Origin of the sequence: Vibrio sp. 10N.261.51.A4 (assembly GCF_041471945.1) — a bacterium.
Taxonomy (GTDB): domain Bacteria; phylum Pseudomonadota; class Gammaproteobacteria; order Enterobacterales; family Vibrionaceae; genus Vibrio; species Vibrio crassostreae_C.
Window position 1 is genome coordinate 1 of the sequence record NZ_JBFRPJ010000020.1, and the last position, 26,460, is coordinate 26,460.

The window sequence follows — 26,460 nt, forward strand, 5'->3', positions numbered from 1 at the left end:
TTTGTTGTGACTTCAGTGTAAAAATTAGTGGAAACATCACTTCACGCTACCCCTTATTCCATATGGGTTTTTCATGATCTTGCCCTGGATCAAGCGGCAGAACAGGAAGCAAAGGAACTTGCAAACCCAAATACAGCTTACGCTAGTCTCAATCTAAAGCTTCAGTATTCAGGTGGTTACGATGGTGGAGGAGATGCTTTCGCGACCGTATTACAGCCGACATTGCCGTTTCCCATGGATAATGGTGACAAAGTGATCTTCCGCCCGGCTATCTCTTATGTACAGAACGATTTCCATGTGGACACACCAGCAAGCTCGCAGCGTATGGATCAGTCAGGTTTACAAACATCTCATTTGATTTAGCTTATGCGCCTAAAAAGGAGGGCGGTACTATTGTCGCGTTCGGTCTCTTTGCTTCGTTGCCAACGGGCAGTAGTGACTTAACGGCGGATCAATTTGCTGTTGGGCCAGAGTTTATGGTCGGGAAGGTGAGTAGTGAGCGAGTTGTTGGTATGTTCCCCAACCACTTGTATGGTGTTTCTGGAGACGGAGCCGACCATTCTGGTACTCGAATCAACAAGACATCGACACAAGTCTTTTGGGTGGAGATATTAGGCGGAGGGTGGACGGTAGGTTCTGCGCCGACATTCTCGTATGACTGGAATAAGGATCAGGCGGAAATTCCGTTGAATATAAGCGTAAGCAAGACTACTGTGTTGAACGGACGTCCTTGGAAGTTTGGCATTGAAGCGAACTATTACCTTGAGAAAGACGAAAAAACGCGTCCAGATTTTATGTTGAGCTTTAATATCAGCCCTGTGGTGGAAAATAAACTGACATCTTTGTTCGATTAAGCCGTTATTTGAAATACAGTTTTAGAAACGAAAAAGGCTGAACGATCATCGTTCAGCCTTTGGTGTTATTGGATTAAGCGATTCTATTAACCAGCAGCCTGCATGATTAGGCCACAGATGTAAGCGCCGTATGTACCGAGTGCGTAACCAAGTACAGCCATTAGAATACCTACTGGAGCTAATGCTGGGTGGAACGCTGCCGCTACGATAGGAGCCGATGCAGCACCGCCGACGTTAGCTTGGCTACCTACTGCCATGAAGAACAATGGTGCACGAATTAGCTTCGCCATCACAATCATTAGAAGGGCATGGATAGTTAACCATGTAATACCAATGAAGAAGTAACCTGGGTTGTCTAATATAGCTGTCACATCCATTTGCATACCGATAGTTGCAACTAGGATGTAGATGAACGCTGAACCTACTTTAGACGCGCCGCTGTGCTCAAGGCTACGTGTAGATTTGAAGCATGAAGCGATCAGCGCGAACGTTGTCACCATTACGATCAGCCAGAAGAAGCCAGATGTTAGGCTATATTTCGCAAGCTCCGGCGCGTTGGTTGAGATCCATGGTGCAATCATGTCACTGAATAAGTGAGCTAAACCCGTCAAACCGAAAGCAATTGCCGTGATCTTCATAAGATCGGTTGTTGTTGTTGGGCGAGCGTTCTCTTCTTGGTATTTAGATACCGTCTCTTTTAGCTCTTCGATAGATGATGTGTCTGCTTTTAACCATGCATCAATTTTCTTCTGGCGACCTGCCATGATAAGTAACACGGCCATCCAAATGTTCGCACAGATAACATCAACCGTAATCATTGCAGAGAATAGTTGATCATCAACCTCGAACACTTCTTTCATTGCTGCTTGGTTCGCACCGCCGCCGATCCAAGAACCAGCGACAGTTGTAAGGCCACGCCATACATCGCCAGATACGAGGTCAGGGTTAACTTGGTCGATAATTAAAATCGCCAAAGGGCCACCAATGATGATGCCGACAGTACCCGTTAGGAACATGATGACGGCTTTTGAGCCAAGGCCGAAGATTTTGCGTAGGTCAGCTGAGATGATCAGTAGAACGAGTGCGCTTGGTAATAGGTAACGACTTGCAACAAAGTACAGCTTTGAGTTTGATGCGTCGATGATGCCTAGGCTGTTCAATAGAGAAGGAACAAAGTAACAGAGCAATAGACCCGGAACGAACGAGTAGAATTTTTTCAGTGCGCTATTTTGGCTACTTTCCGTGATAAAAACACCGCCAAGAATAACAGCTAACATGCCCATTATTACAGCATCATTAGTAATCATTATTATATCTCCTTTAAGGTGAGCGCAAAGGTCTCACTTTTTGAATTGCAGGACTATACCGACAACCGTCATTCGTTACAAATTGTAACGATAGACATATTTTGAAATGTTTATGTTAATTTTGATGGTTTGAATTTGTGAATGTTGTGCGTTATTTATTTGATTGATGAATGGGTTTATTGGGGCTTTTGCGGCGCATTTCGATATATGCAATGTAATTCAAGCCTTAGTTAGTGGTCGCTATGAATTGGGTGGGTGCTTGAATGGTAGGAATGAGTGCATATATAGCCATGTTTATGGTGTGGTTTATGCGAGGTTGGAATGTTTCAATAATGTAAAAAGTGAATTCACTTTTGCCATGTGGTCAGAAATTAAAAATTTTAGCTAGATCACATAAATCTTTCGGATTACGAGTTCTAGCCCCCGCTACTCATGCTCATTTGACGTTTTGTAGGGGTTCAATGAAAGAAAAAGCGGCCTAAATAGCCGCTTTTGATGGTTGCCTAGTATGGTTATCTAGCGCCGTTATTTAGAGTTCTGCTTAGGACTCTTCTTCCTCAAAGCCATCTGCATAGCCTTTCGGTGGCGGTGTCCAACCACGTTCAGAACGAGAGTGTTTGTCTGAACGGTCTTTTTTCATATCTTCTTTCATTGCTTCTTCAAGGTGAATGAAGATTTGTCGGTAGTTGTTGTCGTAGCGTGGGTTCTCTTCCGCTTCAGACCAAGCTTGGTAAAGCTTTTCAGACTTACGGCTCTCAACACGTTGATAAGTCGATTTTTGCTGCTCGACGAAGAATGGGTGATGACCCAAAGAACGCAAGGCTTCAGCGCCCATTTCAAGAGCAGAATGGTAGGTCTCTGATTCAACAAAGTCTGCCCCCGCTTCTCTTAGGCGATAACTATGACCACGGTCGAATGCGCGGGCTAAGATTTTCACTTTAGGGTAGGTGTGTTTAACGTATTTCACTAATTCAACGCTTGAGTCTTGGTTGTCGATTGCCACTACTAGCATCGCGGCTTCTTCGATTCCGGCGGTATGCAATAAGTCGTGACGAGTCGCATCACCAAAGTAAGATTTGATATTGATAGAGCGCAGCAAGTCTACTTGGTTCGCTTGGTGATCCAGAACCACCGTATTGACATCGTTCGACACCAGCAAGCGGTTAACGATTTGACCGAATCGACCAATGCCCGCAATGATAACGGTACCTTTCTCTTCGATGGTATCTTCTTCGCGGTCGTTAGATTTTTGTTCGTAACGAGGAAGAATCACTTTATCAAATAGAATGAACAGCCCTGGTGTTAGGAACATTGAAAGTGCCACAACCAGCGACAATGTTTGAACGATGTCAGCAGGTAATACGTGGTTTTGAGCTGAGAAGCTTAGTAGTACAAAACCAAACTCACCGGCTTGCGCCAAGCTCAGTGTAAACAGCCAACGGTCACTGTTTTTGATTTTGAAGATCAATGCCAACGTAAATAGCACCAAGGCTTTAAGAAGCATAACGCCAAGAGTGAGGCCAATGATCAAACCAAAGTCGTTGAATAGAACATCAAAGTTGATGCCAGCACCAACGGTAATGAAGAACAAGCCAAGTAGCAGCCCTTTAAACGGGTCAATATTAGACTCAAGCTCGTGGCGGAATTCACTGTTCGCTAAAACCACACCCGCAAGGAAGGTACCCAAAGCCGGTGATAGGCCGACTAGGCTCATCAGTGCAGCAATACCAATCACCAACATCAGTGCGGTTGCAGTAAAGATTTCACGCAGGCCTGAGCTTGCCACGAAGCGGAACAGTGGACGACTCAAGAAGTGTCCGCCGACCACAACAATCGCAATAGATGCTGTGATCACAAGGCCATAAGCCCAACCGGGTAGGCCAGCAACAAGACTTAACTCTTCATGATGATCAGAGGCCGAAGCGACCGCGCTTTGTGCAGCTTCAATTAATTCTGGCAACGCTAATAGAGGAATGAACGCCAACATAGGGATGACGGCAATATCTTGGAACAGTAGGACTGAAAAAGCGTTCTTGCCGCCTTCTGTTTTGGATAGCCCTTTTTCGTTAAAGGTTTGGAGTACAATCGCGGTAGATGACAGTGCGAAGATCAAACCGATAGTCAGCGCAATGGTCCAAGGTTGTCCGAAGAAAAGGGCGATACCCATTACAATCGCGGTAGTGCCACCAACTTGCAGGCCACCCAGCCCCATCAGTCGGTTTCTCATTGCCCAAAGCATCTTAGGCTCAAGTTCAAGGCCGACCAAGAACAGCATCATAACCACGCCGAACTCGGCAAAGTGTTGGATGGTTGTGGTCTCTTCACCCACTAAGCCGATGATTGGGCCAATCACAACACCAGCAATGAGGTAACCTAATACAGAACCAAGACCAAGTCTTTTGGCAATAGGCACGGCAATAACTGCTGCGACTAAGTAGATAAACGCTTGTAGAAAATATCCCGTCATTATTTAACCTCTGCCATTAGTTCTTCTACGTAGTGGTTGAGTTTTTCTGCTTTGCTGGCTTTCTTAATATTGATCTTGCCGGCAACCAACGCCTCTAACAGCACTTTATAGCTATCGACATGCTCTTGAATGCGGTTTTCTTCCAACGCGGTACGCGAGCCAAATAACGCAAAGGGCGCGAGATAGTTCATCCCACACAGAGAAGCAGTTTGTTCGATTGGGTGAAGCAGCTCTCGAATAGTGAAATGGTTGTAACCATCACTTTGGTAGGCATCTTTTTTACCACCTGCAGTAATGCTACATAATAAGTTCTTACCCTGTAGTTCATTGCCATCGGCGCCGTAGGCGAAGCCGTATTCAAGAACAAGGTCTTGCCACTCTTTAAGAATTGCCGGTGTTGAGTACCAATACAAAGGAAACTGAAAAATGATGATGTCATGGTCTAACAGGCGTTTCTGTTCACGGTCGATGTTGATTTTAAATGTCGGATACTCGGCATAGAGATCGACACAGGTAACACCGTCAACGCGTTTGGCTTGTTCAAATAAGGGTTTGTTTGCTTCAGAACGATGTTGAGAAGGGTGGGCGAATAGCACCAAGACTCGATTTTTCGACATATAGCCCTCTTTGTCCATTAACGAATAATATTTATTGGAATTATAGTTATACAATAATAGAAGAATGGTTGAACAACAACGAATTAGCCCATACTTCTTTGTTTAGATACGTGTGCTTTCTGCGTTTAATTATATAAGACACCAGTCATTTTGTGTCTTTCAGGCACAAGTAGCCGATGACTGAGTAAAACTAATTATTCACGAATAGTAAAAGCGAATGTGGGCATTTTATGTCACCGTTGGTGGGTAACGTAAATAATCCAATAACCCTACATAGAACGATAATGAATAAAGGAAAAAACTATGAGCATGGACTTGCGTCAACAATGTGATTTGTTGCTTTCTGGTCATCTAGAACCGACACCAGCACAAACATTCGCTCAGATGGCTGAATGGTGTGAAACACACAATGTGAGCCATGATAGCTACGGTGATGGCGAGTTTATCGAGAGCTTTGAAAATAAGGTCGCAGAGCTGCTTGGTTATGAAGCCGCCGTGTTTGTTATTACCGGCACCATGAATCAACCCACAGCATTAGAAATTGCCTGCCAAGAGAAAAGAAACCCGGTAGTAGCGATGCATGAGTCGAGTCATATCATTCGCCATGAACGCCAAGGGTATCAGCTCCAAAATCGTTTCAACGTGCTTCCGGTCGGCAATGTATTTCGCACTTGGAATGTTGATGACTTAAAGGCATGGCCTGATGAGATTGCAGCCGCTCTTTATGAATTACCGATGCGCGAAATTGGCGGTCAATTGCCAGAGTGGGAAGAGCTTGAAGCTATAAAGCAATACTGCAAAGAACAATCGATTCACCTTCATATGGACGGTGCACGTTTGTGGGAATGCGGCGCGTATTATCAAAAGCCATACAGCGAGATTGCTCAGGGCTTCGATAGTGCTTATGTTTCGCTGTACAAAGGTCTCAATGGCCTTGGTGGTTCGTTATTGTTGGGCGATAAAGCCTTTGTCGCGAAAGCATCGGCGTGGATGAAGCGCCAAGGTGGCAATGTTTATCACCGAACGCCTTATGTGGTTTCAGCAGCAATGCAGTTTGATGAGCGATTAGAGTTGATGCCATCACTGTTTGAGCGAACAAAACAGATCTACCAAATCTTATTAGACTATCCTCAGTTCACTGTTAATCCGCAGCAACCGCAGGTCAACATGCTTCACCTATATTTACCTGTGAGCTATGAAGACGGCATTATTGTGAGAGATAACATAGCGAAGAAACACAAGGTTTGGATAGGAAATCCAGCGATCAGCGAATTGCCAAACCAATGTAAGATTGAATGGTATGTTGGTGATAACTTACTGAATCTGCCTGATCATGAGCTGATCGACATTCTTGATTTTATTAACGAAGAGCTGATTTGATTACGGAAAAGTTGATTTGATTACAGAAGAGCTGACTGCAGAAGAACTGATCTAATTGGAACTGAAATGGATACAGGAAAGGGTTCTTATATCCATTTATATAGCTAGGATGTCCGGCTCTGTTACATATACTGGTTGATGTACACATCAACTAAGAACATGAACACTGGAACCGTACTGAGAAGTCCGAAGAAGACGATTGGCACCCAGTTTTTCATTTTCTTTTTAGGTTGCTCAGTGTTATTCATAAATTCGGCCTTAAATTCGTTGTTGAGTCTGTTTAGCTTTTTGGTACTAAAAATCTAAGTGTATGGTATCAAATAAATGGGTTTAGCCCTATGTAGATTTAGAGAACCGTGGTGTATATCAATCACATAAAATGTAAGTGATTCATAAACGGTTCATAAAGGTTCAACAATAATGAACCTATTAGAACAAGCATTGCCTTACTCGGCATATCAAATAAACAGCATTTAAAGATTTGGAGAATACAGAATGAAAACAATAGGAAACATCATTTGGTTTCTGTTCGGTGGCGTATTTATGGGACTAGCTTGGTGGTTCTTCGGACTGCTCGCATTCCTAACCATCGTTGGTATTCCATGGGGTAGAGCGTGTTTCGTTATGGGTAACTTCTCATTCTTCCCATTTGGTCAGGAAGCGATTTCGCGTGACGAGCTAACCAATGAAATGGACATCGGCACGAGCCCGCTAGGCGTGATTGGTAACGTGATTTGGTTCTTATTTGCGGGTATCTGGCTAGCGATTGGTCACATCATGTCAGCTGTGGCGTGTTTCATTACCATCATCGGTATTCCGTTCGCGATTCAGCACCTTAAATTAGCGGTTATCTCGCTGGCGCCAATCGGTAAGACGGTTGTCGATAAACGTGAAGCAGAAGCGGCGCGAGTAAGAAATTACAAAGGTTAAGACTACAGTTTAAGCCTTATATAGAACTGAAAAAGCACATCACATGATGTGCTTTTTTGTGCCTCGTTTTCTATCTAACGATGCCCCAATCTCACAAACACTCACTAGACATTGTTGAACAAGACTTCAAGCCTAAGGGTGATGTTGGCTTCTCCGTGTGTTTCTCGTAAGGCTCTCGTTCCCACTGGTAACGCGGGGTGACCTCGTAAAACAGCCATTCCTTCCATACATTTTCTCTATACGTTACCGACACTTGCGAATATTCGTTGTGGTTATACGGTTCGCTGGTCGCGGTTATCGTGGCGCTGTATTACAGAGCTTGGTCTTGAGAAAGGTAATGGTACAAGGTAATGCCCGTACCATACTCCCAGCCTTTGAGGTCATCGTTATAGCCAGCAAAGTTAGACCAACGCGCTAAGAAATCGTCACTCAAAGAGAGGTCAAAATCGATATCAGTGATCTCTCCCGTCTCTTTCTTCTCTTGATACACACGTTGGGTTAGCCGGAATACTGCATCTGTGGTGAGCGGGTAGGTAAAACGATAGCGAGCCTCTATTCTTGGGCGTAATGTCGCTTTGATATTGAAACTACTGTAACCCTTGGCATAGGCGTCATAACGAAGGCCAAGTGCATTTTCTAACTCTTCAGAATCTTGTGGGAAGAAGTCTAAGAATTCTTCATCGCCAACAGACTCGTAGATTAGCTTAAGCCTTTTGCTGACAAAGGGTAAATGCAGGCGTGCGTTGAGCTTGGTGGAATAATCCACGTCACCGCCCTCAGAATAGATGAAATCATTATACCAACGTACAGAGGTTCCGGCTCTGGCGTCCTCGGTAATACGGTCATCCACAAAGAAGTTATCGAACCATATTGCGGGCTGACAAAACTTGCTGTTTAGGTAGTGGTCAGCTTTTTCGACGCGCGTGTCTTCTAACGGTTGGCTGTGACACTCATCCTGTTCCTCCGCGAAGGCAGAGTGGGAAACGAGCGATGCTAATAATGAGGAGTTAACTATCCAACGACTCAATGGAACCTGTTTGTCATTCTATGTATCAATAGTTTGACTATAACTAAGCAGTTATGACAATGCGACTTTTAAAGAGATTTATCTTAATCAGTGGCTATTCAAAACAGAGACTTGAATAACATATGGCAGGTAAAGAAAACGGGCTCAGTAGGTGAGCCTGTTTGTCGATAAGTTTATAAGTGACTTAATGGCAGATTACATTGCCGCTTCGAAAATCGCAGAGATTTCTTCGTGGGTCGCTTGTTTAGGATTAGTAAAACCACAAGCATCTTTTAGTGCGTTGTCAGACAGAGTAGGGATATCTTCTAGCTTCGCACCAAGTTGCGCGATACCTGTTGGGATGTTCACGTCATTTGCTAGTTGAACAATTGCTTCGATCGCAGCTTCTGCACCTTGCTCTGGTGACATACCTTCAACGTTAACGCCCATTGCTTTTGCAACATCACGTAGACGCTCAGGACAAACTTGCGCGTTGTAGCGTTGAACGTGTGGTAGCAAGATAGCATTACACACACCGTGTGGAAGATCGTAGAAGCCGCCTAGCTGATGCGCCATCGCATGAACATAACCTAGTGACGCGTTGTTGAACGCCATACCCGCCATGAACTGTGCGTAAGCCATTTGTTCACGTGCTTCAATGTCTTCGCCGTGCGCTACTGCCGTTCTTAGGTGAGCTTGTACAAGTTCAATGGCTTTAATCGCTACAGCGTCTGTAATTGGTGTCGCTGCGATAGAAACGTAAGCTTCGATTGCGTGTGTTAGCGCATCCATACCTGTTGCAGCAGTCAGTGATGCAGGCTTAGCAAGCATTAGTTCAGGATCGTTTACTGAAATAAGCGGTGTTGTGTGCTTATCAACGATAGCCATCTTAATGTGGCGCTCTTCATCAGTGATGATGCAGAAACGTGTCATTTCTGAAGCGGTGCCCGCAGTCGTGTTGATAGCGATAAGAGGCATCATCGGTTTTTCAGATTGATCGACACCTTCGTAATCTGCAATCTTGCCGCCGTTAGAAGCAACCAAAGCGATACCTTTTGCGCAGTCGTGTGGAGAACCGCCACCTAGAGAAACAACAAAATCACAATCGTTGTCAGTCAGCAATTCTAGACCATCGTTCACGTTAGTGATGGTTGGGTTTGGTTGAGTGCCGTCGAATACAACTGCGTCTACGCCACGCTGGCTAAGAAGGTCTTGTACCTGCTTAACTACGCCAATTTGATTCAGGATCTTATCAGTAACGATCAGACCTTTTTTAAAGCCTTGAGACTGAATGCTATCAGCAGCATCCTTCAGACAGCCAGTACCCATGAAGTTGATTGTAGGGATGTAAAATGCAGTAGACATTGGAAAACTCCGTTAATTATGATTTGTAATTTCCTACATGTTGTCGGCATTCAAGTGGTCGACCATTGATCTGGAACAACTTTGATTCCGAACTACCACTTTGTGGCTAGTCGTTGTGATAGGGCTCATATAGCAATCGTTTTCATGTTTTTTGGTTGTGCTCTTTGTCAGTAGTGGTTAGCGATAAATTGGCTCCACCAAGAGCAGAATGGTGCTCTATAACAATGAAAATTAAGGTTTTTCACTGAAAGTTGATCTGGCTAGGCAGGTGTCGACGTTTTATCGGAGTCATCACTGCACTCAATTTGAGGATCTTGCGACTCTTCAGACTCAAGGGTGTCTTCTGGCTCCTCGTCATAGTATTTGACAAGAAATGGGGTGAGCATGACAGATGACGGTAAGAAGTGCTTCATAATACCTCCCGGTACTTAAATGTATTTCTTGTATGGTATTGGTTTAATATGTGGCAAAATTTGCGATACATCATGACTTGCTGCTTGTTTTCTATAAATTATTAGATTTATATACAGGCTCACAGATTTACGAGTAAAGTGATTGCCAGCCTACAAGGCGAAGAGAAAAATTAAGCAAAACTACGATAAAAACAGACACAGCACTGCTCAACAACGCGAATAACAGGACAGAAAATGAAGTACGATTGGATATTCTTTGATGCGGATGAAACCTTGTTCCACTTTGATGCTTTTCAAGGAATGAAGCTGATGTTCTCCCGTTTTGGTGTGGATTTTAGTGAACAGGATTATTCGGTTTACCAAGAGGTTAATTTACCACTTTGGGTAGATTATCAAGATGGCCGCATTACGGCAGCTCAACTGAAGCACGCGCGTTTTGAAAGCTGGGCAACAAAGTTAGAGACAACAACAGCAGAACTAAACAGTGCATTTTTGACCGCAATGGCGGATATCTGTTCTTTATTACCAGGTGCACAAGAGTTGGTGGAGTCTTTAAAAGGCAAGGTGAACATGGGCATCATCACTAACGGTTTTACAGAGCTGCAGTCAATCCGTTTAGAGCGCACAGGAATGACGGATTACTTTGAGCACGTGATCATTTCTGAAGAAGTTGGGGTAGCCAAACCGGATGCCGAGATTTTTGAATATGCGCATAAGCTGGTTGGATTGCCATCTAAGCAAAGAATATTGATGGTCGGGGATAACCCACATTCCGATATTCTAGGTGGACTCGATTTTGGCATCGAAACGTGTTGGTTAAACAGCCAAGAAAAGGCAGCGCCAGCGGGTATCAATCCTCACTACCAAGTGAAGTCTTTGGCTGACTTGCAAGCTCTACTGCTGGCTTAGTGAATAGTTAACAACTGACCGCCACTAGCGAATACACAATCATAATCGGTTGATTTCTTTAATCGACCAATGCTTTGTAAACAAAGTGTTGATGGCCGAGTACGAAAATGTACTCGGCCAATTATTTTGAACTTGGTTTTACCATAGAGTGACCATCAAAACAGATAAAGGAAAAAGTGTGCTGAAATCTCATCGTTATAGCTGCTACGGTATTATCGCCATTTTACTATGGAGCTGCTTGATTGCTCTGTCTCGTAGCGTCTCAGAACAGCTAGGTCCAATTGGTGGTGCGGCCAGTCTTTATACGGTGAGTTCGCTGTTGTTGGTCTGTGTTATGGGGCTACCTAAGTTTTCACGCTTTTCTAAGTCTTACTTGCTGATTGGCGGCGCCTTGTTCGTTTGTTATGAGATCTTCTTGGCTTTGGCGTTGGGAATGGCAAACAATAGACATCAAGCCTTGGAAATGGCTGTCATCAACTACTTATGGCCAGCACTGACGGTGTTATTTGCGGTGCTGCTGAGCGACAAGAAAATTAACTGGTTGGTTTACCCAAGTATCTTCTTGGCCTTCTTTGGCGTCGCTTGGAGCATCAGCGGCGATCAGGGGCTTTCTGTTGAACAAATCGCTGCCAATGTTGCTACTAACCCAAAAACTTATTCAATGGCGTTTTTCGGCGCGATTATTTGGGCGGTTTACTGTAATTACACTCAGAAAGTGGCGAAAGGGCAGAATGCGATTGTGTTGTTCTTTATCGCAACGGCAATCACCTTGTGGATCAAATACGCATTGAGTAACGAAACCGGCATGGTGATGACAACCAGTGCTGCGATTGACTTAGTGTTGGCAGGCGTGTGTATGGGCGCAGGTTACGCGCTTTGGAATACAGCGATACTTGGCGGCAATATGGTCTTCTTGGCGACCATGTCGTATTTCACGCCTATTTTTGCGACCTTACTGTCTTCTATTATTTTGGGTTTGTCATTGAGCATGACGTTTTGGCAGGGCGTTTGTATGGTAACGATTGGCTCTTTAGCTTGCTGGTGGGTAACCAGAGACAAAAAGCCGACGGTTACGGCGTCGGCTTCTAAAAAGGTTCAATCAGAGTCTTAGTCAGCGAGAGATTGATTGGTTAGCTCTTGGTTCTTAACTCTCGACTCTTAACTCGCGATATTGAGATTCAATTGAAGCTCATAAGGCATCTTCGATAAGCGTCGCTTAAGTTGGCGGCGCGTACGTTCAATATCATCGACCGCAATCGCTTTTTGGTCGTTGGTATGAATATCAACATTGATTCGTAATTCTGGACCAACCTTAGTCACACCCATCAGCTCCAAATCTTGCTCCGCTTCTTTGTCTACCGCGACAACGTTCTTATCTACCGCATCACAAATATCTTTGTTTGCCGACATCATAAGCAGTTCGCGCATCGCCTCACGTAACATGTCGAAAGGCACTTTGATGAAGTAGAAAGACATTAGCAACATCATCATTGGGTCGGCATAGACTGCGTATTCTGCAAGCGGAGAAAAAGTAATTAACCAAGCCGCTACGAAACCCGCTGTTACCGCTACACTCAGTAGCGTATCCATCTGCCACTGCTTAGATTCAGCCTGAATCAGACCTGAAGAAATACGTTTGCTCTTATTCGCGATGTACCACCAAGCGTAACCACAACCCAACACGTTGAAAATACCAAACAGAGTTGCAATAGAAGCATCAACTTCACGACCACCCGTCATTAGGGCACCAATCGCAGAGTAAAGTGAATAACCAACCACAAGCAGAATCACAACGGCTTTAATCGCAATCACAATCGGCTCGATGATAGCTCGACCGAACGGGAACTCTCTATCTGAAGGGCGGTTAATGTATTTTGAAGCAGCTAGTGACAATAAAGTTAACAGTAAGCTGATAAGAGAATAGACACCGTCAAACACTATGACCAGAGAGCCAACGAGAAGACCCAACACCAATCCGCCAATTGCGAAGCCTGATGCTAAAAGGGCTGAGAACAATAGTACTCGATTTTCGTTTTGGCTTTTCCTGTCACACATAATATTTTCCAGATGTTTTTGATAACTTCATTGTTCTAATAATGAGCTAACTTTACAAACTTTATCTGATGATGTTTATATGTCTTATTTAATTCGAACATATAAATCAATAAAATTCAGTGATTTAAGATCAGGGTGTGGTGTCAATAAAGTTGACGTTGAGTGTTTTTTGGTGATGGTGTGCAACTGAAATAGGATCGTTTATGATTAATAAAACACATTAGTCGCTAAGGTCTTATTGGTCTTCTAGATTTGACTGCGACTGCGATGGACAAGGAGTGAATCAATATGAAGTTTGACGATATCAGTGATAATGAGTTGTGGGCGATTGCTAACCCGATCATGGATAATCTGATGGATGGTTCAACTAAGGTTGATCATGAACAGCACTGTCGAGATTTTACTCAAAGGATGAAAGACATTGTTACGCCAGAATATTTAGAAAAGGTGTGTCACCATTATCAGCACAGTAATGGCTTTTTTGCTGAGCGTGAGCAAGTTGCTTTATTTAGACGTTCAGACTCGATCGCCTTTGTGTGGAAACAAGCTTACACCATCGCCAAAGGTGAGTTTGTCGCTGAAATGGTATTGGTTGAAGAAGACGGACGCTATTTAGTGGATCACGTGATGGTCTTTTAGGAGTAGTGCTGTTTGTGGTTTTTCCCTTTGTTATCGACGATAAGCAATAAGCGCGAGCTAGAAATCAAACAAATAATCACTAAGCTGGTCGGCCAACCAATTCATTCCTGGGTGCTCTGCCATGCCTGCCGCGGTAAACATACAGTAGTCTTCTTGTGTTAAACCGTAGGTGTGTTTGATCACGGCAAGCTCTTGTTTACGCAGTAAATGGCGAATCAATGGCTCAGGCATTACGCCCCATGCTTCTTCACGTAGAATCGTATCCAACATAAAGTCGAAGCTAGAGAAGCCAATGTAACGACGCGAGAAGGGCTCAAGCTCAGGATTATCCTTTTCATTAAGATAAACCATGGTTGCTTGCATCGAATTTCTCAGTACTTCATCAGACACTCGTCGCATCGCACTCAAATCATGTCCTTTCTTACATACAGACATCATTCGAATCTTACCAAGCGGGTTGTAGATAATTCTTGGGTCATCGACGCGTTCGTAATCGACACCAAATGCGAAGTCGACTTGCTGAGTTTCAACTAGGTTAGCTAAGTCACCGCTCGATGCGAGAACGAAGTTGAATGAGGTAGAAGGGTACTTGTTATTTAAGGCGTGAGATAAGTCCTGCCACATTTCATCGGGTAGGGAGTCATCTCGTGCTATCCAAATTTCTGCGTTGAATTCGCCCGAAACATGCAAGCAGGTTTGTTTAATACGCGCGGCTGTCACCAACATGCCTTCGCAATCTTTGTAAATCGCTTTACCCGCTTCTGAAAGCTCAACGTGGTTTCCGCTGCGGACGAACAGCTCGACATCTAACTCTTTTTCCAAGGCTTTAATCGACATGCTGAGTTTGGTTCGGTTGCATTCTAACTGGCGTGCAGCTTCAGAAACTGATCCTAAATCAGCAACGGAACAAAAGGCTTGGACTTGAGAAAGGTTCATTTCATTTCCATATTGAGCGGGGGTCGGTGCATATTATCTGAATATTGTGCTGACTATCTTAGAAATAGTCCATCTTTGCATGATAACTCTATGACGAATTGACTAATTTGGTTTACTCTGGGGAAGTTCCGAACCTACAAGAAGTAAAGATGGAGGCCATGATGGCGAAACAATGGGACGAATACGCCGTTGATTGGGATAAAGATCCCGCAACCGCAGTATTCGCACAATCCGTATTTGACCAGTTAACACAGCTCGTTGATTTAAACGGAACCCGTGTCCTTGATTTTGGTTGTGGTACAGGACTACTCAGCCAGAAAATATCTCCTTTAGCAAAAGAGATCATCGCACTTGATATCTCTGAAGGGATGATTGAAGAGTTAGATAAGAAAGAGTTACCTAACGTTGAACCGGTAGTTGATATTTTATCGCGCGGACTTGCAGCGCAGCATCCAGCATTCAGAAACCAGTTTGACCTAGTGGTAGCCTCTTCGGTGTGTGGTTTTATCCCGAACCTACAAGACACAGTCAGTCTGATTTACACGCTGCTTGAAAACGACGGTACGTTTGTACACTGGGATTGGTACTTGGAAAGCGACAGTGAAGACTACGGTGTAAGCCAACAGCGCTCAGAAAATGTATTGAGTGCAGCGGGCTTTGCAGTAGTTGAAGTCTCTACACCGTTCTCGATTGACACTCCACAAGGAGAGTTAAAGGTATTAATGGGTGTTGGACGTAAACAAGCGCTTCCAGATCTGTAATCGTGTGTATGCCTTGAGCTAGCATTCAGAATGCTCATTTAAACTACTAAACCCACATTAACGACTCTAACGTCAGTTATGTGGGTTTTCTCTTTTTGGCGCTATCGTTTTAAACAGAACGAATTAGCGCTTTCTCATTTCTTCACTACTAACTCTGGTTTCTCTATTTCTCTATTTCTCTGTTTCTCATCTCGCTCATAGAAAACTCAACACCGCTAATTTACAAATTATTTATTTCCATTTTGGAAATGTAGTCTTGCATACATTTCATTAGTGGAAATATAACGGTGAGATATAAAATAAGCCCATAACAACACTAAGGGTTTAATCATGAGCCACCAATCTGCGTCATCTACTTCTTCACCACTTTCAGAGCAACAACAACGCTTTAGCAATATCATTTCAGATGCCAACCTGTCACCAAAACAGAAGTCGAGCTATCTTGCCTTAGAAGCTGAAGCCAGCTTACCGTATATGCCGGTAAGCAAAGAAGTAGAGCAAGCCTTACAACAATGTGTGCTGTGTGACATGTTTGAAGGGCACGCCCCATTTAAGCCGCGCTATGTACTTCCAGATTATTCTAAATACTTACATCAAGGCTCAGAGTATTTAGAGCTTAGCGCGGCAACCAACTTCGATGAAGCATTGAACATGCTTACCATCCTTTACCACCATGTTCCGTCTGTCACTTCAATTCCGGTTTACCTAGGTCAGTTGGATGATGTGTTGATGCCTTTCGTGGGCGACTTAACAGAAGAGCAGGTATACCAAAAGATTAAGCTGTTCTGGATCATGTTGGATCGCACACTGCCAGACGCCTTTATGCATGTGAATATCGGCCCAACAGACAACATTATCTGCCGTACGATTTTACGTGTAGACGCTGAATTGAAGCAGATCGCGCCAAACTTAACCTTTATGTACGACCCAGCCTTGACACCTGATGATCTACTTCGTCATGCGGCGAGCAACATCTGTGAATGCAGTAAACCACATATTGCAAACTATCCAGCGCATGCCGAGGCTTACGGCGATAAGCGTTTTGGTATTGTGAGCTGCTACAACTCTCTGCCGTTAGCGGGTGGTTCAAACACCTTGGTGCGTATGAACCTTAAGCAAGTGGCGTTGAAGTCTGAGGACAGTGCTGATTTCTTACAACAAGTATTGCCGAACTACAGTGGCATCATGGTTGAGTTGATGAACGTTCGAAGCCGCTTCTTGCATGAAGAGTCTAACTTCTTCGAAGGCTTCTTGACCAAAGAAGGTTTGATCGAAGAGGATCGCTTTGCGCCAATGTTTGGTATTTACGGCATGGCGGAAGCAGTCAACATCTTGTTGGAGAAAGAAGGTCAAGCAGGGCGTTATGGTCACGATGAACTGGCGAATCAGCTTGGTCATCGTATCTCTGAAAAGCTGGCTGAGATCGTTGAACGCTCTGAAGTGAAGTATGGGTTAGAAGGTAAAGCTCTGCTGCATGCTCAAGGCGGTATTAGCCTAGATGAAGATGTGACCCCGGGTGTCCGTATTCCTTATGGAACCGAACCGGATCCAGTCTCTTATGTTCGTGCAACTGCGGGTCACCATAAGTTCTACACGTCGGGCATCAGTGACATTCTGACCATCGACGAAACAGTGAAATCTAACCCTGAAGCGATGTTCAATTTGTGTAAAGGTGCGATTCAAGCGGGTTACCGTGAGTTTACGGCTAACGTGGCATCAAACGATTTGGTTCGCGTGACGGGTTACATGATTAAGCTGTCTGACATTGCCAAATATGACGAGCAAGGCTCACGCACCAATACCACCTTTTTAGGTGCCGAAGCTGCGAAGAACACGGGCATATTAGAGCGTAAACCACGCGTGGCGAGTTTAGAGATGTCGCCGACATACGAATAGCTTTAACGTGCGTGCGTTATGTGTATGGTGCGTTTCGAATACGAACAATGTGAATTATGAAAATTTCTGATCTAACAACTCAAATGGCTAGGGTTAAAAATAATAAGACAGAAAAACAAGCGAAGGTCAGCCGTGTGCTGACCTTTTCTTGTGTTGATGGACCGGGAAATCGCCTAGTGCTGTTTCTACAAGGGTGCAATTTCGATTGTATAACCTGCCATAACCCACACACTATTAATCACTGTAACCATTGCGGAGATTGTGTGAGTGGCTGTCCAAGCCGTGCTTTAAGCATGGTTGATGGCAAAGTGAAGTGGGACCCAGCAGCTTGCACCAACTGCGATAAGTGCATTGATATCTGCGACCATAAGTCGAGCCCGAAAATTACCACAATGACGGTCTCAGAGGTTCTGGAGCTTGTCAGGCATAATCAGTTTTTCTTGAGTGGCATTACCGTTTCTGGCGGTGAAGCGACCATGCAGTTGCCGTTTATCATAGAGCTGTTTCAAGCGATTAAACGTGATCCACAGTTAGCGCATCTCACGTGTTTTATTGATAGTAATGGTTCGCTGTCACTTCAAGGGTGGGACAAGGTGTTGCCTTATCTTGATGGCGCGATGATTGACCTAAAATCATGGCAATCGGAAACACATCAATGGTTAGTGGGTAGAGGTAATCATAGGGTGTTTGAAACCATTAACTACTTAGCAGATAAAGGAAAACTGCACGAAGTTAGGTTGCTACATATCCCAAATAAAAGCGATCTTGAGGACGAAATTGAACAAGTGGGGCGTTACTTGAAGACTCTACCAAGTGATGTTCGAATTCGACTCAATGCGTTTCAGCATCATGGTGTCATTGGCGACGCGTTAGATTGGCCGAAATGCACCGAAAAACAGATGCAGAGCTTTCACGATAAGCTCTACACCATAGTTCAAAGACCGATGCAAACTCCTGAGGTTTATACCTAGTCTTTAGATTTCTTAGGCGGTCAATCAGGCTTCTAAGAACGTTAACTTTCTAAAGATATTAAGTCTCTAAAAATATTAAGCTTCTAAAAACAGGTCACACAACCATTTGATCGCTTGATCATTCATGTTGGGTTTATTCCACACCAAGCTGTACGCCACCTTACCGTAATCAAAAGGCAAGGGCTTGCTCACTAAGCCCTGAGCTTGTTTAGCATGCTCAGCCCACTGTTTAGAGCAAGTGAACAGGAAAGGTGTGTGGTGACACAACACAGCCGCAGAGCCGAAGTCCGCGACCGATATTGCCATCTCTCTTGGTTGGTGGCATTGAACCAAGTTTTGTTCAAAGTAAGGCTGAGACAGTTCGTTATCTAAAATCCCAATGTGCTTGTAATCTAAGTAGCCTTCTACCGTCAGTTCTTGCTGAGCGAGAGGGTGGTGTGCGCCCATCAAACAAACCATTTCATCTGGAAGAATTGTTTCCCAAACCAGCTCTTTGTTATCGGTCGGCGGCTGAGATATATCATGAGGCAACAAGATCAAATTGACCTTGCCACTGAGTAAAGCATCGAAGCCGAGCTGTTGTTTCGAATAGATGTTGAGCTTCGCGCTTGGCGCCAGTTCAGTGGTAATTTTACTGATCTTTGAGGCAAATACTTCGAAAGTACTTTCACGCATCGAAAGTGAAAAACTGCCTTGGTACTCTTGAGGGGTAAAACTCTTTTGATGAAGCAGTCCATTCATGCTTGAAAGAATTGCGTGAACAGTGGGCGCTATCTTCAGAGCAAAGGGAGTCGGGATAAGCTTGGTACCATCTCGATAGAAAAGCTCATCATTCAGGATGTCACGCAACTGAGACAGGGTTTTGCTTACACTCGAAGGGCTGACACAGAGTTGCTCTGAGGTCTGAGTGACGCTGTGGGTGTTCAGCATAATATGAAGCGCAGTGAGGTGCTTAAGGCTCACCCTAGATAAGTGTAAGTAATCCATTTATGACTCACGCATTCAGATTGGCTTGTGATTTTGCATGAACGACAAAATCGAACAAGCCAAATTGGATAAAGGTTATTTACGAGCTAGCTTATGGTGCGCTCGTGAAAAGTGGCCTGCGCAAAATGCGCCCACAATCGATAGTTCACCCGCTAAACACAGTGCAGCACAAACTTCAGCTAGGGCTTGTGATTTACCGTTACCATGCAGCCCAAGTAAATCTAAACAGGCTTTTTGACTTGGCAAGCCAGTACCACCGCCGACAGTCCCCACCATTAGGTTAGGCAGTGTCACGCTAGCGTATAAACCGCCTTCTTTGTTGAGTTCCATACGCGTCATACCAATCGCTGACTCGGCGACACAGGCCGCGTCTTGGCCACAAGCGATGTAAAGTGCCGCCAGTGCATTCGCATAATGGGCGTTGATACCGATAGTGCCGCTCAAAGCGCCACCGACTGTGGTCATTTGGCCAAACTGGACCATCTTCTCTGGTGTCGTGTGTAGGTACTTCGCGACAAGCTCTGCAGGGATATTAACCTCAGCAGTTACCTTTTTGCCACGAACGCTGCGCAAGGTTTGGGTATTGGCTTTCTTATCGCCTGACAAGTTGCCATCAAGGAAAGCGTGGTCAGGCTTAACTGGCGTATTTTCGATGATGTACTCAAACACGGCATTGGTTGCGATGGTCACCATATTCTGACCAGAAGCGTCTCCGGTTAGAAATTCGAACACCAAGTAAACATGGTTACCTTCGATGTTGATATTAATGTCGGTCAGCTTGCCGTGTGATGTTGTTGATTCTGCCAAGATCTTGAACTGGTCATACTGAGTCACAGCCCAAGCCACAAACTGTCCGGCTTCAACTAATCCTTGAAATGCAAAGCCAGGAGTACGTGTTACGCCTTCATTGAGCAACATAGCACTTGCGCCACCACAAGCCGTAATCAGCTTAGAACCACGGTTATAAGACGCGACAAGCGCAGCTTCTGTGGTCGCGAGTGGTACGAGGTAATCGCCCGTAGCAAATAGGCCATTGACTCTTAAAGGGCCAGATATTCCCACAGGGACTTTAACGGTGCCAATAAAGTGCTCAATGTTTTTCTCATAAGCTTGGAACTGACTTTGTGTATGAGGGTCGAGCAGTTCTTGCTGTGAATCTGCATTATCGAGCGCTGTCCAGCGACGTGTGAGATTCTTTTCTGTCAGGTAGGGGCTAGGTGTCAGCTTATTTACTGGCTTTTCAAAATGAGGCTGAAGCTTTTTTTCTAATTCGTCTGCGGAGATGTCGCCTCCTAAAATAGAAACATAGTCACGGCGATGCAGATTTAGTTTTGGCATAAATAGTATGAAGTAAAGTTTGTGCAGCAAATTGGTTTGCGCTGATTCTACCGAGTAATAAACCAGAAACAAGCGCCTGATATAATGAGTTACAGTTTGTGTGGTTGTTGAAGCAAAAAGCAGCGAAGTTTCGCGAAATATAGGCTGTATTTGAGCGAAATTTAGATATGAATGTCGAGAAGGCTACCGATGGCTTCGTTTTGACGATCAACCACACTTGCACCAACGCGGTTATAACTTGCGCTTTGTGTCAGTTTAATCAAGGAATCGGTTGAAGATGAAGCAGGTTCAGGTTCTTTGTCTTTAAAGGAAATGGCTTGTTCAGGCTCTATTTGATTAAAGCTGAGATCGCTAGCTTCGAAAGTGTCGTCGGATTCTAGAGCGTGTTTGGAGGCTTGGTTGAGCTCGATTGCGGCTTCTTCAGCCATGTTGGTGGATTGCTGAATAATGGCGTAACCAGATTGAATACCAGATATCGACATATCAGAACCTTTTATTGACGTATGAAATGAGTCTAGGCGGACGATATTTTGAGCGCAATGGTGAACAGATGAAATTTACGGTGAAAATGTGAACTTAAGCTAAAATAGTGATGTCTGTCTATTAACTGAACAGGTCATTTAGCGCGTTTAATTCTTCATCAGTAAGCAAAGAAGGCTTCTCTGTTTCAAGGTTGCCGTCGATCTCACCCTGAAGTGCTTTTAATTGTTGTGGGCTAAGAAGCTGTATTTGCTGCTTAAATGCTTCAAATTGCTGTGTATTCATAGTGTGACCTTTGTTCAAATCAATATGCTCTTTAGAGCATAGTCTACTGATTCAGGAAATCAAACAAGATTAAGTGAATTTTAAATGATGTTTGAAGTTTCTTGAAACTAAGACAACTATAAATTCCTGTGGTCGTTTTTTGTCCGAGAAATGTTAGGAAAAGTTAAGGCTTGGTCAATCAAAGTCAGAAAATTCCTACAATGTAAAAACGCCTTCAACCCTTGTGGCACAAGGGTAGGTAAGTAATTTCTCTACCCAATTAGGGGTATGGGTAAAGCAATGTATAAATATTTGTGATGATCAAAAGATAAGCAATTGGCGTTATCTTTTTGTTTTTACGGTATTTTGTTTGTTGCTCAAGAAGCTTCTGTTTCAAACGACTTGTCGATCTTAACCTTAACTGCAAACTTGGTCGCTAAGGTATGCAGTTCTGGAAGCATTCGATAGATCAAATGGAGCTGTTGTAGAACCATTTTGACAGAATTCTCATCTTCTTCTCGCCATTCACTCAAACGTTTATCCAGCTCCGGGTCATAAGCGTTTTTCACTTCACAATGCTCTTTATGAGAATAGAGTTGATCATTTAGAGCGTCGAGATGCTGGTGGATTACTCTGTGCGCATCTAGCACCAGTTTGTGTGTCGCTTCATCATCAATACGCGTTCTGTGAGCACCCAGAGCCGAGATATAGCTAAGTAGAGCATGATTGAGTGTTAAGAATCGGAAGCTCTCATCTTCAGAGGTGCGGTACTTACCCGGTTCAACCAACATGCTACTGATCGCGGCAGTCAGGTTTGCATCATTATTATGCGCACTACGTCGAGCGATACGATAGTTTAGGCTATCTTTCTTACCGACACGGTATTGGCCGATGATCTGAGCGAGATAGTTCTTATTGGAATCGAGCGCATTCGCCATCACTTTGTGCAGTCGCTTCGACTGCCAATCAGGTAACACATAAATGACAGCAAGCACGGCGAGAGCACAACCAATAAAGGTATCCGCTAACCTTGGCAATACTACCGCGTAGCCTTCACCTAATTGGTTAAAGCAGAAGAGCACAAGCAGTGTGATAAAGCCGGTCGCAAACCCGTAGTTATTGATTCGAAACGCAAAGAACATCACGCCACTGATCACAATGAACACTAATTGGCTCTCTTGCGACGGGAAGAAAGTCAGTAACGGTACTCCGATCAATAAGCCTGCGACCGTGCCAATGACACGCGCCGTCAGTTTTTGACGGGTTGCACTGTAGTTTGGCTGACACACAAACAGTGTCGTCAGTAGAATCCAATAACCTCGTTCGATATCAAAACCCTGGATAATCCCGTAGCCCAGCGTCAAAGTGATCGCCATGCGAATCGCGTGGCGGAATAGCATAGAATCGGTGTGCAAGTTAGCTTTGATCTTGTGCCACATTGCCGTCAAAGTATGAGGGTTGGTATCGTTCAATACACCTTCTTCAATCTTCTCTGCATCTGGGTTGCTGATATTTGAGAGCTGTTTTTCAACGGTTGCTAGGTTATTGAATAAGTAATCCAACTGGTTCAGCAGTGATTTCCACTCTGGGTTGTTCTGTTGGTGCAGATGATTAAGCGAAGACATCAACTCATCGAGTGCTAATACAGACTTGTCACCATGCTGGTATTCAGCGCCAACTTTCAACGAGCTCGCCACTTCTTTACACGCTGTTGCCTGCGCTTCCAGTAGATACTTAAATCGAAACAACACGTCAGAGCGTTCAAAGTGTTTTGCTAGCTCTTGATAACGATAGTGGCTAGAGCTTACGCGTTCATGAATATCTTGTGCGATGAAGTAGGTGTTAAGAAATCGGTCACTAGGGCCGTCAATGTGTCCGCGCTTAGAGCGATTAAGCAGCGTCGCTTTACACATGTTGAGTGCGTTAACGGTACTCGCGTTGAGTTTGGCTTCAATGATTCGGTGTGGCTGGGGAATCAAGTCAGAAACGGGGTAGAAGAGTTCCGCTTTTGAATCGATGTAGTTACCGATTTGATCGAATACCGTGGCTAAGTTTTGCTGCACGGGTTGCATTGGCCACACTATCTGCCAAATCATCGACATGAAGTAGTACCAAGCGGCGCCAGTTAACAGTAGAAGCGGTTGAAACCAAAGGTTGGTGCTCTCGTGTGCACCAAGCATGGTATAGATGGCAACCAAGAGAGAACCAAACGCGATACTCGCGTATTTAGGGCCAATTGCCCCGAGAATGATAAAAGAGAAGGTTGAAACAAAAAGCCCGATCGCGAACAGCCAAGGCGTATCGAAGAGAAGCTCAATAGAGAAAGCCGCAACGGCGAAACAGATAAAGGTCAGCGTGAGTGCTTTCAAGCGCCCGGTAAAGCTGTCATCACTTTCCGCAAGAGCCGCAGCAATAACGCCTAAGATCAAAGGCGTGATCAGTGTGTTTTGTCCATAATACCAAGCAGGCACCACCACGCCGAGCAGAGTGATGAGAATTAATACGCTGTAATTTATGGTTTTATTCGCCCAATAGAGGCGTAATTTGGCTGAAAAGTCCACAGTCGCTCACTTGACACACTAAAAACCATAATCCTAACAGAAATCAAGCACAAGAATTTGATACTTATCCATAATTGCCCGTAGGTGGTCATGAAAGCGTCGATAAGATATGAGATATTATTAATTCTCATTACATCATGATATAAATTCAATATTCCCAATTAAGAGCACACTCCAATGCAGCTAAGCGCTAACAAGACTGCACAGTTTTTTATTCAAAATGAATATCATCAGGTTGAACTTGATGGTCCACGCTTGCTGTTATCTTCAGTAGGCAGTGAAGAGCGTATCCCATTTACTATTTGGAGTGGCAAGATCGCGATAAAGCGCGGATTGTTCTGGGGATCGCTACAATTTTTTGCTAATCAACAAGATGGAACACAGTGCAGTTGGTTAGTACAAGGCTTACCTTGGGATCAATGCCGTCAATTTGCACGCGCGTCAGTTAGTGCTTATCAGAAGTGGCACGACACTCAATGTGAACAATTGGCTGAACACGTACCTCAGTGGGAAGCTGAATTAACACGTCTTGAGCAATTACCAGCCTTTCTACCGCATTCTAAGGTCAACACTTGGGTTGATATGGTCAACTCAGGCTTAGAGAGTATGACAATGACGCTAGAAGAGGCCGCACAACGCATGCCAAACCGCATCGCAAGAATGCAGCCATGGTTATCTGAAACGGAAATCAAGCAAGCTGAAAGAAACCAGCAATGGCTAGAGACCGAGCGAAAAAACTGGGAAGTGTTGTTTGCGCAATGTGAGTCGTCACCACTGAACTTATCGCAGCAATATGCGGTGTTGATGAATGATGATCACAACCTTATTTTAGCGGGTGCAGGCTCGGGTAAAACCAGTGTTCTAATGGCTCGCGTCGCGTATTTACTGCAAAGCCATCAAGCTCAAGCTGAAGAGTTGCTATTGCTCGCTTTTGGTCGTGAAGCGGCAGAAGAGATGAAGCAACGTCTCGACAGCAAAATTGGTTTATCAGCAGAGAAGGTGCAAGTCAGCACTTTCCACCAGTTGGGTTTAAAGATACTGAATCAAGTTGAACCCGAACGTGTGGTTATTTCTCCTTTAGCGCTCGATGACAACCAACGCCAAGCATGGTGCATTGATTGGTTGAAGAAGCACTGGATGACACCGACCAACTTTAAACGTTGGCAAAAGCATTTGTCTAAATGGCCAATCGCTTATTTAACCGGTGACGATGAGCTTGGTAGCCACGTTTCAAACCTCAAATTGATCGGTTGGCTTGAAAAGCAGCTAGAACAGTTGAATGCGTCGGGTTTAACCAAAAAAGAAGTACAGCAACAGCTGATTGATCACCGAGACTATGCGCGCCTCAACAGCGAGCTTTCACTGTGTTGGCCATGTGTAACCGCGTGGCAAAAGGAGCTGAAAGAACAGAATCATATCGACTTCTCAATCATGATCAGCCGAGCGACTCAGTATGTCGAGAAGGGCAAGTTTATCTCACCTTGGAAGTTCATCATGATCGATGAATACCAAGATATCTCACCTGATCGTCTTGCCTTGGTTGAAGCACTGTGTAATCAGTCTAAAGCCGAGCATCAAGCCTCTATTTTTGCAGTAGGCGATGACTGGCAGTCGATTTACCAGTTTGCAGGTGCGGATGTGGATTTGACCACGGGCTTTAAGGATCGTTTTGAAAGCTCGACCATTCATCACCTAGATACGACTTACCGCTTTAACAATCAGTTAGGTGCGGTGGCTAATCGCTTTGTACAAGAAAACCCAATTCAGATTCCGAAAGAACTGAACAGCTTCAAGCAACAGAAGCAGAAGGCGGTGTACAGTGCGCCAAGTAAAGAAGTTGAGAAGATTCTTGATCAACTGAACCGTCAATCCAAAGGCAAAACCAATAAATCGGTGCTGCTACTTGGACGTAATCATTACCACAAGCCAGAGTTGTTGGAAGACTGGAAGAAGATCTTCACTTCCATTGATATCAAGTTCATGACTTGCCACGGCAGTAAAGGTAAAGAGGCGGACTTTGTCATTATTCTTTGTGTTGACGAAGGACAGTTCCCGACCAAGAAGAAACAGCTGCATATTGATGGCGCATTGACTGAATCATCAGACGCGTTCCCTTATGCTGAAGAGCGTCGTTTATTCTATGTAGCAATGACGCGGGCAAAAGAGAAAGTATGGATCACGCACAGTGGCGACGGCTCTGGCTTTGTGCAGGAGCTGCATGGTTCTGATTACCCAGTTGTTCGTAAAAAGTGATGTTACTTGACTTGATTGTCTAAGATTAGATCTTCAATCCCTGCCCTAATATCACAAGGCAGACGCATAAA

Annotated in this window: 22 protein-coding genes and 2 pseudogenes; 10 read left to right on the forward strand and 14 right to left on the reverse strand. The window is 44.4% G+C overall.

Annotation, left to right across the window (positions count from 1 at the left end; genetic code table 11):
* Nucleotides 1–87: 87 nt before the first annotated feature.
* A pseudogene (locus AB4384_RS05160) lies at nucleotides 88–854 on the forward strand (hypothetical protein); the annotation flags it as partial.
* Nucleotides 855–940: 86 nt separating this feature from the next.
* On the opposite strand, the gene AB4384_RS05165 reads toward AB4384_RS05160, so the two are convergent.
* The 3 genes from AB4384_RS05165 to AB4384_RS05175 form a co-directional block, all read right to left on the reverse strand.
* Nucleotides 941–2,161, reverse strand: coding sequence for a DUF819 domain-containing protein (locus AB4384_RS05165; protein ID WP_372129019.1), 1,221 nt, complete (start codon nucleotides 2,159–2,161; stop codon nucleotides 941–943).
* A 541-nt stretch (nucleotides 2,162–2,702) separates the two neighbouring features.
* Nucleotides 2,703–4,628 carry a monovalent cation:proton antiporter-2 (CPA2) family protein gene (locus tag AB4384_RS05170; protein ID WP_048608770.1) on the reverse strand — a complete coding sequence of 642 codons (1,926 nt, stop codon included), beginning with the start codon at nucleotides 4,626–4,628 and terminating at the stop codon, nucleotides 2,703–2,705.
* On the reverse strand, nucleotides 4,628–5,245 hold the full coding sequence (locus AB4384_RS05175; protein ID WP_046223961.1) for an NAD(P)H-dependent oxidoreductase: 618 nt from the start codon (nucleotides 5,243–5,245) through the stop codon (nucleotides 4,628–4,630). Before AB4384_RS05175 ends, AB4384_RS05170 begins: the two co-directional genes overlap by 1 nt.
* A gap of 303 nt (nucleotides 5,246–5,548) precedes the next feature.
* Between AB4384_RS05175 and AB4384_RS05180 the strand changes: the two genes are divergently transcribed.
* Nucleotides 5,549–6,625: a low specificity L-threonine aldolase gene (locus AB4384_RS05180; protein ID WP_102393568.1), complete on the forward strand. Its 1,077-nt coding sequence runs from the start codon at nucleotides 5,549–5,551 to the stop codon at nucleotides 6,623–6,625.
* Nucleotides 6,626–6,747: 122 nt separating this feature from the next.
* Here AB4384_RS05180 and AB4384_RS05185 read toward each other — a convergent pair whose 3' ends face one another.
* A complete protein-coding gene (locus AB4384_RS05185) occupies nucleotides 6,748–6,873 on the reverse strand; it encodes a hypothetical protein (protein WP_017060906.1) in 126 nt (41 codons plus the stop codon).
* Between the two features lie 247 nt (nucleotides 6,874–7,120).
* On the opposite strand from AB4384_RS05185, the gene AB4384_RS05190 reads away from it, so the two are divergent.
* Nucleotides 7,121–7,555, forward strand: coding sequence for a YccF domain-containing protein (locus AB4384_RS05190; protein WP_004730224.1), 435 nt, complete (start codon nucleotides 7,121–7,123; stop codon nucleotides 7,553–7,555).
* Nucleotides 7,556–7,659: 104 nt separating this feature from the next.
* Here AB4384_RS05190 and AB4384_RS05195 read toward each other — a convergent pair.
* The 3 genes and pseudogenes from AB4384_RS05195 to AB4384_RS05205 all read right to left on the reverse strand — a co-directional run bounded on the left by AB4384_RS05195 (nucleotide 7,660) and on the right by AB4384_RS05205 (nucleotide 10,339).
* A pseudogene (locus AB4384_RS05195) lies at nucleotides 7,660–8,582 on the reverse strand (hypothetical protein).
* Between the two features lie 195 nt (nucleotides 8,583–8,777).
* Nucleotides 8,778–9,926, reverse strand: a complete 1,149-nt coding sequence (gene yiaY, locus AB4384_RS05200; protein ID WP_017069430.1) for an L-threonine dehydrogenase — start codon at nucleotides 9,924–9,926, stop codon at nucleotides 8,778–8,780.
* Between the two features lie 260 nt (nucleotides 9,927–10,186).
* Nucleotides 10,187–10,339 carry a hypothetical protein gene (locus AB4384_RS05205; RefSeq protein ID WP_017066574.1) on the reverse strand — a complete coding sequence of 51 codons (153 nt, stop codon included), beginning with the start codon at nucleotides 10,337–10,339 and terminating at the stop codon, nucleotides 10,187–10,189.
* Between the two features lie 234 nt (nucleotides 10,340–10,573).
* On the opposite strand from AB4384_RS05205, the gene yjjG reads away from it, so the two are divergent.
* Both yjjG and yddG read left to right on the forward strand, forming a co-directional pair.
* The gene (yjjG, locus tag AB4384_RS05210) at nucleotides 10,574–11,248 is read left to right on the forward strand and encodes a pyrimidine 5'-nucleotidase (protein WP_017066573.1); all 675 of its coding nucleotides are present in this window, start codon (nucleotides 10,574–10,576) and stop codon (nucleotides 11,246–11,248) included.
* Nucleotides 11,249–11,426: 178 nt separating this feature from the next.
* Nucleotides 11,427–12,359, forward strand: coding sequence for an aromatic amino acid DMT transporter YddG (gene yddG, locus AB4384_RS05215; protein WP_102420150.1), 933 nt, complete (start codon nucleotides 11,427–11,429; stop codon nucleotides 12,357–12,359).
* Between the two features lie 47 nt (nucleotides 12,360–12,406).
* On the opposite strand, the gene AB4384_RS05220 is transcribed toward yddG, so the two are convergent.
* Nucleotides 12,407–13,303 carry a cation diffusion facilitator family transporter gene (locus AB4384_RS05220; RefSeq protein ID WP_372129021.1) on the reverse strand — a complete coding sequence of 299 codons (897 nt, stop codon included), beginning with the start codon at nucleotides 13,301–13,303 and terminating at the stop codon, nucleotides 12,407–12,409.
* A 288-nt stretch (nucleotides 13,304–13,591) separates the two neighbouring features.
* Here AB4384_RS05220 and AB4384_RS05225 point away from each other — a divergent pair, with 288 nt between their 5' ends.
* Nucleotides 13,592–13,942 carry a hypothetical protein gene (locus AB4384_RS05225; protein ID WP_017060899.1) on the forward strand — a complete coding sequence of 117 codons (351 nt, stop codon included), beginning with the start codon at nucleotides 13,592–13,594 and terminating at the stop codon, nucleotides 13,940–13,942.
* Nucleotides 13,943–13,999: 57 nt separating this feature from the next.
* Here AB4384_RS05225 and AB4384_RS05230 read toward each other — a convergent pair whose 3' ends face one another.
* Nucleotides 14,000–14,878 carry a LysR family transcriptional regulator gene (locus AB4384_RS05230; protein WP_017071134.1) on the reverse strand — a complete coding sequence of 293 codons (879 nt, stop codon included), beginning with the start codon at nucleotides 14,876–14,878 and terminating at the stop codon, nucleotides 14,000–14,002.
* Nucleotides 14,879–15,039: 161 nt separating this feature from the next.
* Here AB4384_RS05230 and AB4384_RS05235 point away from each other — a divergent pair, with 161 nt between their 5' ends.
* The 3 genes from AB4384_RS05235 (at nucleotide 15,040) to AB4384_RS05245 (ending at nucleotide 18,506) form a co-directional block, all read left to right on the forward strand.
* Nucleotides 15,040–15,639 carry a class I SAM-dependent methyltransferase gene (locus AB4384_RS05235; RefSeq protein WP_017064785.1) on the forward strand — a complete coding sequence of 200 codons (600 nt, stop codon included), beginning with the start codon at nucleotides 15,040–15,042 and terminating at the stop codon, nucleotides 15,637–15,639.
* A 330-nt stretch (nucleotides 15,640–15,969) separates the two neighbouring features.
* Nucleotides 15,970–17,535, forward strand: coding sequence for a YjjI family glycine radical enzyme (locus tag AB4384_RS05240; protein WP_372129023.1), 1,566 nt, complete (start codon nucleotides 15,970–15,972; stop codon nucleotides 17,533–17,535).
* A gap of 56 nt (nucleotides 17,536–17,591) precedes the next feature.
* Nucleotides 17,592–18,506: a YjjW family glycine radical enzyme activase gene (locus tag AB4384_RS05245; RefSeq protein ID WP_029235396.1), complete on the forward strand. Its 915-nt coding sequence runs from the start codon at nucleotides 17,592–17,594 to the stop codon at nucleotides 18,504–18,506.
* 75 nt (nucleotides 18,507–18,581) lie between these two features.
* Here AB4384_RS05245 and AB4384_RS05250 read toward each other — a convergent pair whose 3' ends face one another.
* From AB4384_RS05250 to yccS, 5 genes are all read right to left on the reverse strand, one after another.
* A complete protein-coding gene (locus AB4384_RS05250) occupies nucleotides 18,582–19,493 on the reverse strand; it encodes a LysR family transcriptional regulator (RefSeq protein WP_372129024.1) in 912 nt (303 codons plus the stop codon).
* Between the two features lie 75 nt (nucleotides 19,494–19,568).
* A complete protein-coding gene (locus tag AB4384_RS05255; protein ID WP_029235254.1) occupies nucleotides 19,569–20,831 on the reverse strand; it encodes a hydroxymethylglutaryl-CoA reductase in 1,263 nt (420 codons plus the stop codon).
* A 161-nt stretch (nucleotides 20,832–20,992) separates the two neighbouring features.
* Entirely contained in the window at nucleotides 20,993–21,313 is a 321-nt protein-coding gene (locus AB4384_RS05260; RefSeq protein ID WP_017060893.1) for a hypothetical protein, read from the reverse strand.
* Between the two features lie 121 nt (nucleotides 21,314–21,434).
* The gene (locus AB4384_RS05265; RefSeq protein ID WP_029235859.1) at nucleotides 21,435–21,620 is read right to left on the reverse strand and encodes a hypothetical protein; all 186 of its coding nucleotides are present in this window, start codon (nucleotides 21,618–21,620) and stop codon (nucleotides 21,435–21,437) included.
* A 332-nt stretch (nucleotides 21,621–21,952) separates the two neighbouring features.
* On the reverse strand, nucleotides 21,953–24,136 hold the full coding sequence (gene yccS / locus AB4384_RS05270; protein ID WP_372103237.1) for a YccS family putative transporter: 2,184 nt from the start codon (nucleotides 24,134–24,136) through the stop codon (nucleotides 21,953–21,955).
* A 177-nt stretch (nucleotides 24,137–24,313) separates the two neighbouring features.
* Here yccS and helD point away from each other — a divergent pair, with 177 nt between their 5' ends.
* Complete coding sequence (helD, locus tag AB4384_RS05275; RefSeq protein ID WP_372129026.1) at nucleotides 24,314–26,389, forward strand: DNA helicase IV; 2,076 nt, start codon at nucleotides 24,314–24,316, stop codon at nucleotides 26,387–26,389.
* The last annotated feature ends 71 nt before the right edge of the window (nucleotides 26,390–26,460 follow it).

Coding starts and splice junctions, on each gene's coding strand:
- AB4384_RS05165 (WP_372129019.1), bottom strand. CDS start 2,161: ATGATTACTAATGATGCTGTAATAATGGGCATGTTAGCTGTTATTCTT.
- AB4384_RS05170 (WP_048608770.1), bottom strand. CDS start 4,628: ATGACGGGATATTTTCTACAAGCGTTTATCTACTTAGTCGCAGCAGTT.
- AB4384_RS05175 (WP_046223961.1), bottom strand. CDS start 5,245: ATGTCGAAAAATCGAGTCTTGGTGCTATTCGCCCACCCTTCTCAACAT.
- AB4384_RS05180 (WP_102393568.1), top strand. CDS start 5,549: ATGAGCATGGACTTGCGTCAACAATGTGATTTGTTGCTTTCTGGTCAT.
- AB4384_RS05185 (WP_017060906.1), bottom strand. CDS start 6,873: ATGAATAACACTGAGCAACCTAAAAAGAAAATGAAAAACTGGGTGCCA.
- AB4384_RS05190 (WP_004730224.1), top strand. CDS start 7,121: ATGAAAACAATAGGAAACATCATTTGGTTTCTGTTCGGTGGCGTATTT.
- yiaY (WP_017069430.1), bottom strand. CDS start 9,926: ATGTCTACTGCATTTTACATCCCTACAATCAACTTCATGGGTACTGGC.
- AB4384_RS05205 (WP_017066574.1), bottom strand. CDS start 10,339: ATGAAGCACTTCTTACCGTCATCTGTCATGCTCACCCCATTTCTTGTC.
- yjjG (WP_017066573.1), top strand. CDS start 10,574: ATGAAGTACGATTGGATATTCTTTGATGCGGATGAAACCTTGTTCCAC.
- AB4384_RS05220 (WP_372129021.1), bottom strand. CDS start 13,303: ATGTGTGACAGGAAAAGCCAAAACGAAAATCGAGTACTATTGTTCTCA.
- AB4384_RS05225 (WP_017060899.1), top strand. CDS start 13,592: ATGAAGTTTGACGATATCAGTGATAATGAGTTGTGGGCGATTGCTAAC.
- AB4384_RS05230 (WP_017071134.1), bottom strand. CDS start 14,878: ATGAACCTTTCTCAAGTCCAAGCCTTTTGTTCCGTTGCTGATTTAGGA.
- AB4384_RS05235 (WP_017064785.1), top strand. CDS start 15,040: ATGGCGAAACAATGGGACGAATACGCCGTTGATTGGGATAAAGATCCC.
- AB4384_RS05240 (WP_372129023.1), top strand. CDS start 15,970: ATGAGCCACCAATCTGCGTCATCTACTTCTTCACCACTTTCAGAGCAA.
- AB4384_RS05245 (WP_029235396.1), top strand. CDS start 17,592: ATGAAAATTTCTGATCTAACAACTCAAATGGCTAGGGTTAAAAATAAT.
- AB4384_RS05250 (WP_372129024.1), bottom strand. CDS start 19,493: ATGGATTACTTACACTTATCTAGGGTGAGCCTTAAGCACCTCACTGCG.
- AB4384_RS05255 (WP_029235254.1), bottom strand. CDS start 20,831: ATGCCAAAACTAAATCTGCATCGCCGTGACTATGTTTCTATTTTAGGA.
- AB4384_RS05260 (WP_017060893.1), bottom strand. CDS start 21,313: ATGTCGATATCTGGTATTCAATCTGGTTACGCCATTATTCAGCAATCC.
- helD (WP_372129026.1), top strand. CDS start 24,314: ATGCAGCTAAGCGCTAACAAGACTGCACAGTTTTTTATTCAAAATGAA.